Raw genomic sequence first — 12,688 nt, 5'->3', positions numbered from 1 at the left:
CGATTCCCGTTCACTTCGGAACTATACTTCGCGTATCGTTACCAATCTCCAGTTCGTCAATCATTAGTATTCTATCGATAACATGTTCCACTTCTTCACTGTTTTTAATTACAAATAAATGATCCGCTTCACCTTCGACAGGATCCACAACATCTTCCTTGAGAGAATCAGCATTTTGTCGATCAAGCACTTGTTCAAAATTAGAAGCACTTCTGAATATATCCGTGCTGCGTTGGCTGTTTAGTACACGAGCATGAAGTACGTGATCTGGTAAATCGAAATGGACAAGGATGCGGATGAATTCATGCTCCGGAAATAACTGTTCAAGCAAATATGTTCGACCGCTCCGACTTCGATTCGAATTGCAAATGATTAAATGACAGTCATTATGTTCTTTTGCATAATCGACGATTAGTTGAGAAATGGCATGCTTAAGCGTATTTGGCCCTGTTTTCGGTTGTAAGTTCTTGTAATACTTATTGATGAATGCCCCATGATTATCTTGATCCATCACAATAGAATTTTTAAGCTCTTGCTCCAACTTCCGCGCAAATGTAGTTTTCCCACTATGCGTCTTGCCAACTGTAATGACGACTAACCTTTTCATTACCACAGCTCCTTATCTTTCATTCTCTGAAACTGTTTACGACTTTCCCTTCTTACTCGTGCACGAACGGAATGAATCTACACAATTGACTCATCCTACAACTACTTAATGTAGAATGGAGTTGGTGTCTGATGAGAAATTTAATTATGGCCCTTGGGCTTTTGATGGCTGCTTATCCCTCACTCATATACATCCCAAACCTCACTCCCGCACAGCAAGAAAACCCAGCATACGCTAAGTGGGGAATGCTTGCGATCAAAGAAACAAAACAAAAATATCCCGACGCAAATATTATTGACTATTTGCATGTCGGGAGCGAAACAAATGGCGATACAACGATTGAAAAATTTAAGTTATGGCTAAAAGAAGACCGCCACGAATTCGGCGTATTCGTCAACATCACATTCAATACCGAAACCGGCAAATTCCTGAAAATCAATTTCCAAGAAACATCCAAGTAAAAAAGCGGTGCCTGTGCAGCGAACAATTCTGTTTATTCAATACAGTTGTATAAACAGATAATCAAGTCCCCTATATAATAGACTTTCACCACAATATAAATGAATTAATATATATGATGATGAATAGTCATAAATGTGTCTTGCACAGGCACCGGCACAATTTAGTGGCCGTTTACGAAGAAGGTGATTGTTTCAAGTTCGTCTTCGTTGAGATTTCGTTGTAAGTGGACGGACAATTCTTGACGAATGGCTTCTTCGTTGCCGGCGTGTTTCTGAGTGAGCTCGGCGACGCTTTTTAATAAGTACACTAACGAGTTGAAGGCCTCTTTCGTCAATGGACCTGGATGATGGGAAAGGAAAAAGATATCCGCATCATAGGTCTCCAGTTTCTGTACAAGTTTGAGCGTTTTTTCTACTGTATAATTCCATTTTTCGGCGTACATGTTTGCGTATAGACAATCTCCTACAAACAAAGCCTTTTCTTCTGGGACGAAAATGACACAGGAATCGCTTGAATGGTCGCCGCCTACATGTTCAATTTCACACGTCAAGTCGCCTAAATGGATCGTCATGCGTTCTTTAAATGTCATCGTTGGAAGCTTGACTTCAATGTTTCGCTCATTCCCAAATTCCAACTTGATCGCATCTGCACAAAATTCGATTTCTGTCCCTTCCCGAACACGTTGATCCAGGTCTTCGTCCTCCCAGGAGAGGGATTGCATTTCTTTCATATTCTCGTATGACTCTTGAAAGGCAATGCTAGGCATATCCACTTCACTCAAACCGAAGACATGATCCCAATGCCAGTGAGTAAGGGCGAGCAGATCGGGTTCAACCCCAATTTCCTTTAGTTGTTGTAAAAATAGGTTTGTATGTTGCGAGGAGTTCCCCGCGTCAATGAGCAGCGTCTTTTCTTCTCCAATAATTGCTCCTAAAATTGGACGGTCCGTTTCTTGGACAGACGGTAAATAATAGAGGCGATCAGTCACCTTTACTAGTTTTTGCATATTTGTACTCCTAACATATAGCTATCACTTTTATTGTTCATTTTCCCAACGTTCGATTTCAGCTTTCACAATTGGCGCTACCTTAGTTCCGAGCAGCTCAATCGCCTTCATGACTTCTTCTTGCGGCATGGAACCGACAGGTACGTGGAGCATGAACCGTTCTACCCCCACATTTTTACGAAGGAAGATGATTTTTTCCGCCACGGTCGCTGCGTCCCCTACGTACAAGGCTCCTTCCAAACTACTCGCTGCCTCGAATGTATCCCGTGTGTACGGTCCCCAACCACGCTCTTTCCCTAACACATTCATTGCCTGTGCAGTGGACGGGAAGAACTTGTCCTTCGCTTCCGCGGTTGTCTCTCCGACAAATCCATGGGAATGGGAAGCGATTTTGAGCTTCGATACGTCATGCCCTGCCTGTTCTGCCGCTCGCTTATATAAGTCGACGATTCGGGCAAAGTGCAACGGGCTTCCTCCGATGATGGCAAGGACTAAAGGCAATCCAAGGACTCCTGCCCGAACTGCAGATTGCGGGGTACCGCCACTTGCAATCCAAATCGGCAATCGGTCTTGTTCAGGGCGTGGATACACACCTAGATTGGGAATGGATGGACGATGCTTTCCATTCCATGTGACCTTTTCCGATTCATTTATTTTCAATAATAACTCCAGTTTCTCATCGAATAATTCATTATAATCCTGAAGATCATAGCCGAATAGAGGGAATGATTCGATGAATGATCCACGGCCTGCCATGATTTCCGCCCGTCCGTTTGAAATGGCATCGACTGTCGCGAATTGCTGATAAAGTCGTACAGGGTCATCAGATGATAGGACGGAGACCGCGCTCGTCAATTTAATCCTACTCGTCCGTGCAGCAACTGCAGCGAGTAATACGGTAGGCGCTGAACAGGCATAATCCGCGCGGTGGTGTTCCCCCACGCCGAAGACATCCAATCCGACCTGATCTGCCAATACGATTTCTTCCACGACTTCGCGGATACGCTCCGCATGACTTATGACTTGACCCGTTTCGACATCCGGAGTCGTTTCTACGAAAGTTGTTACACCAATTTCCATTACAATTTCCTCCCCATTGAATAAACACTTTTGCATTTATTGTATACCAACTTGCATGCAACAACTGTTTTGAGCGCTTCTTCATAATTTTATTGTCCAAGCTTTGGTAGTGCATATCTGTGATTCCATTTGAATAAAGTTGGATATAGCCTCGTAAAGGAGTGAGCGTGTGGCAAAATGCAAAAAATGTGGTAAGTCGGAATGCAAGACTTGTAAAAAATAAAGTTACACATACTTATTCGCTGTTAAAAACTATAAGTTAAAATCCTTGGTTCCCAATTGGGGACTTTTTTATTCCTTACTTAATTCACTCGTCGCCGTTATTTCAATACCGTTCATTGCCTGGCCTGCAAGCCGGTCTGCCTCCGTATTTGCTTTACGGGATACGAGCTCATACTCCGGACGAATGCCCAGTTCTTTCATTTTCGCTTCGATTCGGTCCGCCCAACTGAATAAGTTCTGTTCAATGACCGGCCATTCCTCACTCAAATGGTTGATCACGACACGGGAATCGCCGATAAATCGCACGTCCAAGTTATGGACATTCAACAGTTCCAGCTCTTGCAATGAAAAATAAAGTGCTGCGTATTCCGCCTCATTATTCGAAATAACTTCATTGATGGAAGCATTTCTCCTAAGTCTGTACGATTTTCCATTTTGGTTGTAATAAATGACACAACCTAATCCCGCCACTTTCGTTGTTACGTCGAATCCCCCGTCAAAATAGACTGTTATATTATGCGGTTCCGTTTCAATCCCTTTCAAGTAGCCCTTCATTTCCTTAACTGTCCACGAACTATCAAACCGATCGATAAATACAATTTGTTTCGTAAGGCCTGTCTTTTCCAAATCCTCTGCAATGATGACTGCTTGTGCTGCGTCCATTTCTTCGGAACGGAAGACCGTTTCAGGTCCCTTACGAGCTTTGTATGTCCATTCGACGCTAACGTACATATTTACCCCTCCCATTGCAATCCTTGTTGCCTAGTAGTATTCATCTATTCCCCAATTAATTTACAAACTCTTTACACAAAATTTACCTTCCAACGATAATAGTCCCATTTTTTTCATTATAATGATAGTAATGACCTACCGAATGGAGAGAGAGCCTTGATCAGGTTGAAGGAAGACCATTTGAAAGAATTACTTTTCCGCACAATTCAAAACGAAGATATTCAAACGGTTTTCCAACCGATTATTTCTTTGAAAGATGGAGAACTTCTTGGGTATGAAGCGCTTAGTCGAGGGCCATCGAATACTCCATTGCAAAATCCCGAGAAACTATTCTATTACGCGATGGAACATGATTTGCTTTGGGATTTGGAATATTTATGTCGTACAAAAGCATTAGAATCGGCTTATACACTTCAATCTGAAGGTAAACTGTTTTTAAACGTAAATCCTAATATAATGAACGATCCGAAGTTCAAGCATGGGTTTACAAAAGAATATTTAAGTCGGTATAAATTTGAATCTGATAAAATCGTTTTTGAGATTACAGAGAAAGAAGCGATTTCAAAGTTATCACATTTTAAAAAGACCGTTGACCATTACAAAGAGCAGCTTTATCAAATTGCAATCGATGATGTAGGTTCCGGATATTCCGGCTTGAACATCGTTACAGATATCCATCCCCACTTCATGAAGCTCGATATGAAGTTAATAAGAGATATTGACAGCGACGCAACAAAGCAATCACTTGTGAAGAGTTTAAATGAATTTGCGGCTCAATCACAAATAAGTATCATTGCTGAAGGAATTGAAACGAAAGAGGAATTATGTAAATTAATTGATTTAGGAGTTCGATATGGACAAGGTTATTTCATTCAAAAACCTAAGTCTAACTTGTTGCCAATTGCTGATCATATCATTGACATCATTGTGAATGAAAATGAGCGCAAACGTAAGAATTCATTGAGTCGAAAAATGGATACAATCATCGGGGACATCTCGACCCCCTTACCTACTATTGATGTGGCAACGTTAATTGGCGAAGTGAAATCTATGATGGATCAAGATAACTCCATACCGGGCCGCTGTATAGTTGAACAAAATCGATTAGTTGGCGTTATCACTCGAAATCAATTGCATTTTAAAATTAGTGGGCCTTACGGGTACAGTTTATATAGCAAACGAAAAATACAAGAAATTATGGATACGAATTTCTTACAAGTCGATGTGGATACACCCATTCATGTAGTTGCAAAACTTGCTATGATGAGGGATTCAAACCGCTTATATGATTTTATAACGATTACGAAAGATAGACAGTATTATGGAATTGTCACGGTCAAGGAATTATTGGAGAAGTCGATGGAAATCGAAATCAATGTTGCAAAACATATGAATCCGTTAACCGAGCTACCCGGGAATGTATTAATCGAACAGCAGTTGCAGCACTGTATTGACTCAACTGACAGTTATGGCATTCTCTATTTAGATCTAGATAATTTCAAGCCGTACAATGATGTATACGGATTTGAAAAAGGCGATCAAGTGCTTATGCATCTTGCTCATATTTTGAAAGAAGTCGTGTCTCCAAATGATTTCATAGGACATATTGGGGGCGATGATTTTATTGTTGTTGCGCCTTCAGCTCTAAGTGTCGCGTATAGTGAACAAATTATTGAACAATTCGATGCAACGATCACTCAATTTTATACCGAAGAAGATGTAAAGGCTGGCTGGATCGCTTCAAAAAACAGACATGGGAAAGATGAATTGTTCCCATTACTGACAATTTCAATCGCCATCATAGCCAATCATCCTTTTCAATCTACATATGAGTTAGCGAAAGAAGGCAGTGAAGTAAAAAAGCAATGCAAGCAATTACCCGGAAGTAACTATATACTTTCGACAAGATAGTTGAATATCCCCCACTTCTTTAAGTGGGGGTAGTTGATTAATTTTTATCAACTTGTTGCTCGTTTTGGTTTTCTTCCCTTATCTTCATAAGCTCGGATATCGTCACAAACGTATACCCTTTCTCTTCAAGATCGGGAAGGATTTTTTCTAATGCTTCGACTGTTTGATGGCGGTTACCGCCACCATCATGGAACAGAACAACGTTCCCTTCACTCACTCCTTCCAAAACAAACCTTACAATCCTTCCAACCCCCGGATTCTTCCAATCTAAAGTATCCAAATGCCATGACCACATGACTATTTTATACCCTTCCTTGACAACTGCCTCTACCAGCTCGTCTGTATAAATCCCTTCCACTGGGCGAAATAATGTAGTTGATTGACCACTAATTGAAAATAGCACTTCATTTGTTTTTTTTATTTCCTCCATTACATAAGGGACGCTCCGATTTCTCGAATGCGTATACGTGTGATTCGCTAATTCGTGGCCTTCTTCCGCCATTCGCAAAACGATATCTGGATTCTTCTCGGCATGTGCTCCAACAATAAAAAAAGTAGCTTTAGCATTATGTTTTTTCAATAGATCTAATATTTGAGGGGTATACTTTCGATGAGGACCATCATCAAATGTTAGAGCAATCACTTTTGCTTCAGTATTGATTTCCCAAATAATGTGACCCGCTTCTTCATAATACTGTCTTCCCCTGTCTGCGTGTGTTGTATCCAACACCGAAAAGAGGAGCATGACGGCTAGTAACGGCATTAAAACTTTTTTCACAACAACACCCCTTAGCAAAGTTTTCATGCCATTAGTATTCGCCTTTTTGTAATATACATGCCTATCCTAGAACATTTCAAAATACTTACAATAACTCGCGTGCTAGTAATCGGTACACTTCCAACCTCTTTTCTTGTGAGTGGGTAATGCTGCAGATCATCGCTTCGTCAAACCCATAATAATCTTGCTCTTCTTGTAGAAAAGCTGCAACCTCCTTCACATCTCCTACGATATGAATTTTACGGTTTTCCTGAATGGTCATCCGATCCATTTCAGTTAACGGGTAATTTTGTGCTTCTTCAGGTGTGAGCACTTGACCAATCTTCCCTCTCATTAACCATAGCCTCGCAATGTCCTGAGGAAGTGCTTCAAATTCAGCCTCTTCCTTCGTTTCTGCAGTCGTTACTAAATAAGTCACTTTAATGTTCGGCTTTTCCATGAACGGTGTCGGTTTAAAATTCTTCCGGTAGGCGTCCAATATCTCCGTTGTCATACCGCCCATGAAAAACTGTGCAAAGGAGTACCCAATGCCCATCAAACCGGCTTGTATCGCGCTATTCCCTGTTGAACCGAGCAACCATGCTTCCGGTAAGACGACGTTGGAAGGGGTCGCAATCGTTCGGCTATACAAGTCATCGGCAGGTACTTCATCGTTCAGCAATTGCAATGTAGTTTCCAGTTTTTCATACATATTATTCGTCATTGGTTGACGGCCTTCTGACAGTGCGTAAATGGCATGATTGTCTCCTCCAGGTGCACGGCCTACTCCGAAATCGATACGCCCAGGAGAGAAGGCGCTCAATGTTTTAAATACCTCGGCTAACTTTAAGGGGGAATAATGCATCATCATGACCCCGCCTGTACCGATCCGGATATGTTTAGTTTTGGCTGCCAAATGGGCCGCCGTCACTTCAGGCGCAGAACTGGCTAAACTGTTTGTTCCATGGTGTTCAGCCATCCACATACGCGTGTAGCCTAGTTCATCCGCCAAAATCGCTAATTCTTCCGCTTTTTTTAATGCATCGGGTGCAGGATTTCCCTTCGTTATCGGTGCTTGGTCCAATACGCTTAGTTTCATGGTATTCCGTCCTTCCTTTCATCATCTATATATGTAAGGGTAACGTAAGTAAACTCGAACAAGATAGCATTCTGTTTCTAGAAGGATCTAACGAAATCAAAAAAGGCAGCTAATCGCTACCTTTGGGGTTTACTAACTATCTGTCTTAAACAGCCTTGCCAATTTGGATAACAGACCTTTATTATTACTCTGCTGTGGCTCTTCAGCCACAACCTCCTTTTTCACAAAAATCTCGTCTTTATTAACAGCATAGTCATGTTTTAAGACGAGGCCAATTTCAGTAGTATGATTTTTATTTGTAACATATCGATAAGGTACGTTGTATTTAGAAGCAATCTTCGTGTATTTTAGAAGCACTTTATAGTGGATATTTCCATTCAAAAGTAGAAGAGCTTTTCTGTTTTCCTTTATGGCATCCTCGACTTGACTATAAATTCCTTTTTCTCTCACTTGTTCTTGAGTAAGGACTATAACGATCTGTTCACGAGTTGTCCCAAGAAATTTCCGGCGCTCGTCTGGCTTCGTTTCTTTAGGACCATAAATCCCTTTTTGAATGTAATCATCAATATTACCTGACATCGAAACACCCCCTTCTTTGAAGGTCCATGTCATATAAAAATGCACAAAAAGACAGCTTCAAAAGCCGCCTTTTTGTTTCTATTATAGAGTTACACGCGTACCTGTTTTGCCTTCAAGTGCATCTTTTAGTTTGTCGATTGAAGTGATGACAACGTTCTTGCCGCCTTTTTCTAGGAACATAATCGCTGCTTCGATTTTTGGACCCATGCTTCCTTTCGGGAAGTGGCCTTCTTCCATATAACGAAGTGCTTCCTCAACTGTCATTTCAAGCAAATTTTGTTGTTGTGGAGTTCCGAAGTGGATCGCCACTTGTTCAACACCTGTTAGGATGAAGAGGTAATCTGCTTTTACTTCCGCTGCAAGTAATGCACTTGCGAAGTCTTTATCGATAACGGCATCTGTACCTTTTAGAATACCGTTTTCTTCAGTGACAGGGATTCCGCCGCCGCCAGCTGTAATAACAGTGATTTCCTTGTCAAGAAGTGCTTCAATCGCTTCTTTCTCAACGATCTTAACCGGTTTTGGAGAAGCGACAACGCGTCTATATCCTCTACCGCTATCTTCAATGTATGAAATTTTCTCTGTCTCAAGGATTTTGTCTAATTCTTCTTGAGTGTAGAATGGACCAATTGGCTTTGTCGGATTATCGAAAGCTGGATCCTCTTTAGAAACAACGGATTGTGTAACAACTGTTGCAATAGGTCTGTTAATATTACGTTCAACCATTTTGTTCTTAAATACTTGCTGGATCAAATAACCAAGGTTACCTTGTGTTTCAGCATCCAATACATCTAGTGGATAAGAAGGAACAACAGATTCCGCCATTTGGTTTTTAATTAACGTATTCCCCACTTGCGGACCATTTCCATGAGTGATCACAACTGTGTTACCTTGTTCAATCAAATCAAGGACTGGACCGCTACTTTCACCGATGTTTTGGATTTGCTCTTCAAGCGTACCTTTTTGACCTTCTTTAATGATCGCGTTTCCGCCGATGGCTAGAACGATTTTTTTACTCATCGATAACTCTCCTTTAATTAAGAAAAATAAACTTCATTTTCAAGAGAAAAGAGGAGAGGAACGAGCCTACAACCATCCCTCTCCACTTTCATTCCTTATTCCGCTTCGATTAAACCAAGTTTCACTGCATATGCATCGATCGCTTTTTCGAAAGCAGCCAAAGGAGCACGAACAGTACCTGCACCGATTTGCCCAACGCCAGCTTCTTTGTGAGCGATACCCGTGTTGATAATCGGTTCGATTCCAGTTTCAACGACTTTACGAGCGTCAATTCCTAGGCAAGAACCTTTGAAGTCCCAAGTAGGGATTGAGAAGTTCGGGTTGTGGTCGATACAAATATCCATCATATCGTTACTTGTCGTAACAGCATCGTCCATTCCGCCTGCACCTACGAAACGTGTAACACCCGGAGCAGCGATCATTGCAAATCCACCAACACCGAATGTTTCAGTGATTGCACTGTCACCCATGTCTTTACAAGCCATGTCTTGATCGTATCCTGTGAAGAATAGACCTTGTGGCGTGTTAACCGGTGCTGTGAACCATTGGTCGCCCATACCTGCGATACGGATTCCGAACTCGTATCCGTTACGGCACATTGCTGTAACAACTGTACCATGTTGGATTTGTCTTGCTGAATCCATTACTGCTTTTGTGGAAGCCATTGCAATGTTCAAGAAGTATTGATCTGTGTCAGCAAGGAATTGGATAACGTCTTGCTTGTCTTTTTCATTTACATCTGTTTGTAGGATGTAAGGAACGATCTCTTTTAAGAAGATAAGTGATCCAGCAATATTACGTTGGTGGAATTCGTCACCCATTGTAATTGCTCTAGCCATCATAACGTTAACGTTTAGACCGTCACCTTTAATTTTAAGAGCTTTGGATAATGTCGGGCCCAGGATATCTCTAAACCAGTTAAGACGGTTAATAACTTCTTCTGAGTATGCGCCGAAACGAAGTACTGCACCGATTCCTTCGTTCATTGTGCAATATGCGCGGTTTCCGCCGTCCATATTTTCAACGACAAGAACAGGCATATTTCCGGAAGTGATACCGCCCATTGGACCAACTGCGTTTACGTGGTGACATGGAATGAATTCGATTTCTCCGTTTTCAAGCATGGCACGTGCCTCGTCCGCATTCGTAGCCCAACCTTCAAATAGTGTAGCACCCACACAAGATCCTTGCATCGGGCTTGTCATGTTTTCCCATTTAATTGGCGGGCCAGCGTGAAGTAATACTTTCCCGTTAAGTTCTTCAATAACAGATTTAGCTGGAGCTACATCCAATAAGAAAGGTGTCCCTGATACAACTTTATCGATAACCGCTCGGTTTGCTTCATCAATTGTTTTAAATTGTCCGTACATTGTGGTTTCCTCCTGAAAAATCAATATTTCTAAAAAGATTATCTACTTTGAGCTTCGACCTACTCTTAAGCTTATTTAAGAAGGCTCAAGATTTTGCGAAGTCTTGGGTTTCCGCCAGCAACTGGACGCCAGTCATATTGAACAACTCTGCCACCGTTTGCAGTAACCGATTTAGTGAAGCTCTTCAAACCAACGTTAACAACACTCGGTTTTTCATTCAATAGCTTCTCGATTGCTTCTGAAACTGTAAAGTCTACATTTGCAGTTTCTACTTTCGCAGGAACTACTTCTTTTGTTACTTCTTCAACTTGATGGCCGAGCATTGCTAAAGCAGTAAGAGTAGCTTGGTTGTTGCTATCACGGATGATAACCCCAGCTTTTTCTAGTTTCGCTTTTTGCTCATCGATGCCTTGTGGGTCTTGGTCCGTACCACAAACCGTTGCAACGAAGTAGATGTTTTTGCCATTTGCTTTTGTTTCTTGTTGGATTTTTTCGATGCCTGGTAGCAATGCGCCAGCCATATCTTCGTGTGCACCATATCCAAGAACAAGGTCAAATAGGATGACTGCTGTTGATTCATCTTGTGCAGCTTTTTGGAAGAATTGAATTCTCGTATCCGGATCGATCATCGGATGCGGTTTACCTTGCGTGTAAATATCATCACCAAGGTCGATGATTTCAAAACCGTTCGCATTTAGAAGGTAGCCAGCTTGGTCATGATCAGTTTCTCCAAGGTTCAAGCCTCTGCTAATCAAAGTAGCTGCTTCATACCCAAGCGTACCGCCGGAATATAGACCTTTGATTGTTTTTTGTTCTAGCTTCAAGTCAACCGCAGGTACGTCTGAATGTAGCGTGTTGTAATTTGGTTTAATTGGGTTGCCTTTTACAAGATCTACAGCGATTGCTGCTGTTTCTTCAAGAGTGTTTGCATAGTACACATTTCCTTCATGGTTATGTGGCTCTTCTCCAAGGAAAATTGCAACAACCGGTTTAGAAATGCTGTGTAGCAATTGTACAACTTCGTCACGAACTTCTTTCGCAGGTGGCTTCGAAACAAGTGTAATCACCTCTGTTTGGTTATGTTGCGCCAATGCTTTAAGGCCGTCCAACATTGTGATTGCACCGATCTTGTCTGATAGGTCGCGTCCGCCAGTACCGATTGCATGGCTTACACCTGCGCCTAGACGGTCGATTTCAGTAGTAACTTCCTGGATACCAGTTCCGGAAGCTCCGATTACACCAATTTTTCCAGTTTTCACAACGTTCGCGAATGCAAGAGGAACACCGGAAACGATGACTGTACCAGCATCAGGACCCATAACGAGAAGGCCTTTTTCATGTGCTTTTTCTTTAATGCGGCGCTCATCTTCAGTCGTTACATTGTCACTGAAGATCATAACGTGCATATCACGGTCAAGTGCTTTTTCTGCTTCTTCAGCAGCATATTGACCCGGTGTAGAGATAACTGCAATATTTGCATCAGGTAGTGCATTTACAGCTTTATCCCATGAGTTAACAGTTTCGAAAGCTTCTTTACCAGCGCTAATTGCTTGGTTGCTTAAATAGTTATCCACTTCGTCGAGTACTTCTTGGATTTTCTCTTCCTGTTCCGTGTCGACAACGATACACATATCATTGGAAGCAGCACTTTCAAGTTCCTCAGTGTAAAGACCTGCAGCTTTGAGGATATCCTTGTTAGCAGGCGTCCCCATCATGATTTGAACTTTAGTAATGCCTTCCATTGTTGAAATTTTATTTGTTAGAAGCATTAGGTTTACTGAATCCTGGTATGAATTCTGTTTGACTATCGTGTAAAGCATGTTTTCACGCACCTCTTATTGTT

At 41.7% G+C, this 12,688-nt stretch carries 12 protein-coding genes; 2 read left to right on the top strand and 10 right to left on the bottom strand.

Features of this window, described 5'->3' with window-relative positions; all coding sequences use genetic code 11:
* Window positions 1-10 precede the first annotated feature (10 nt).
* Window positions 11-607, bottom strand: a complete 597-nt coding sequence (locus tag MHZ92_RS16550; RefSeq protein WP_239432817.1) for an ATP-binding protein — start codon at window positions 605-607, stop codon at window positions 11-13.
* A 131-nt stretch (window positions 608-738) separates the two neighbouring features.
* Between MHZ92_RS16550 and MHZ92_RS16545 the strand changes: the two genes are divergently transcribed.
* Window positions 739-1,068 (top strand): DUF3889 domain-containing protein, encoded by a 330-nt coding sequence (locus MHZ92_RS16545; RefSeq protein ID WP_239432816.1) that lies wholly within the window; start codon window positions 739-741, stop codon window positions 1,066-1,068.
* 161 nt (window positions 1,069-1,229) lie between these two features.
* Here MHZ92_RS16545 and MHZ92_RS16540 read toward each other — a convergent pair whose 3' ends face one another.
* The 3 genes from MHZ92_RS16540 to MHZ92_RS16530 all read right to left on the bottom strand — a co-directional run bounded on the left by MHZ92_RS16540 (window position 1,230) and on the right by MHZ92_RS16530 (window position 4,109).
* A complete protein-coding gene (locus MHZ92_RS16540) occupies window positions 1,230-2,075 on the bottom strand; it encodes an MBL fold metallo-hydrolase (protein WP_239432815.1) in 846 nt (281 codons plus the stop codon).
* A gap of 30 nt (window positions 2,076-2,105) precedes the next feature.
* On the bottom strand, window positions 2,106-3,155 hold the full coding sequence (locus tag MHZ92_RS16535; protein WP_239432814.1) for an LLM class flavin-dependent oxidoreductase: 1,050 nt from the start codon (window positions 3,153-3,155) through the stop codon (window positions 2,106-2,108).
* A gap of 291 nt (window positions 3,156-3,446) precedes the next feature.
* A complete protein-coding gene (locus MHZ92_RS16530) occupies window positions 3,447-4,109 on the bottom strand; it encodes a ribonuclease H family protein (RefSeq protein ID WP_239432813.1) in 663 nt (220 codons plus the stop codon).
* A gap of 156 nt (window positions 4,110-4,265) precedes the next feature.
* On the opposite strand from MHZ92_RS16530, the gene MHZ92_RS16525 reads away from it, so the two are divergent.
* Window positions 4,266-6,020, top strand: a complete 1,755-nt coding sequence (locus MHZ92_RS16525) for an EAL domain-containing protein (protein WP_239432812.1) — start codon at window positions 4,266-4,268, stop codon at window positions 6,018-6,020.
* 37 nt (window positions 6,021-6,057) lie between these two features.
* Here MHZ92_RS16525 and MHZ92_RS16520 read toward each other — a convergent pair whose 3' ends face one another.
* The 6 genes from MHZ92_RS16520 to fdrA all read right to left on the bottom strand — a co-directional run bounded on the left by MHZ92_RS16520 (window position 6,058) and on the right by fdrA (window position 12,665).
* The gene (locus MHZ92_RS16520) at window positions 6,058-6,825 is read right to left on the bottom strand and encodes a polysaccharide deacetylase family protein (RefSeq protein WP_239432811.1); all 768 of its coding nucleotides are present in this window, start codon (window positions 6,823-6,825) and stop codon (window positions 6,058-6,060) included.
* Between the two features lie 58 nt (window positions 6,826-6,883).
* Complete coding sequence (locus MHZ92_RS16515) at window positions 6,884-7,876, bottom strand: LLM class flavin-dependent oxidoreductase (RefSeq protein ID WP_239432810.1); 993 nt, start codon at window positions 7,874-7,876, stop codon at window positions 6,884-6,886.
* 132 nt (window positions 7,877-8,008) lie between these two features.
* Window positions 8,009-8,455 carry a YueI family protein gene (locus MHZ92_RS16510; protein WP_239432809.1) on the bottom strand — a complete coding sequence of 149 codons (447 nt, stop codon included), beginning with the start codon at window positions 8,453-8,455 and terminating at the stop codon, window positions 8,009-8,011.
* An 81-nt stretch (window positions 8,456-8,536) separates the two neighbouring features.
* Window positions 8,537-9,475, bottom strand: a complete 939-nt coding sequence (gene arcC / locus MHZ92_RS16505; RefSeq protein WP_239432808.1) for a carbamate kinase — start codon at window positions 9,473-9,475, stop codon at window positions 8,537-8,539.
* A 95-nt stretch (window positions 9,476-9,570) separates the two neighbouring features.
* A complete protein-coding gene (locus MHZ92_RS16500; RefSeq protein ID WP_239432807.1) occupies window positions 9,571-10,845 on the bottom strand; it encodes a DUF1116 domain-containing protein in 1,275 nt (424 codons plus the stop codon).
* A 71-nt stretch (window positions 10,846-10,916) separates the two neighbouring features.
* Entirely contained in the window at window positions 10,917-12,665 is a 1,749-nt protein-coding gene (gene fdrA / locus MHZ92_RS16495) for an acyl-CoA synthetase FdrA (protein ID WP_239432806.1), read from the bottom strand.
* Between the last annotated feature and the right edge of the window lie 23 nt (window positions 12,666-12,688).

The organism is Sporosarcina sp. ACRSL, from assembly GCF_022346605.1.
Lineage (GTDB): Bacteria > Bacillota > Bacilli > Bacillales_A > Planococcaceae > Sporosarcina.
Note: the sequence above shows the minus strand (reverse complement) of the source record. Positions and strands in the feature narration are given on the sequence as shown.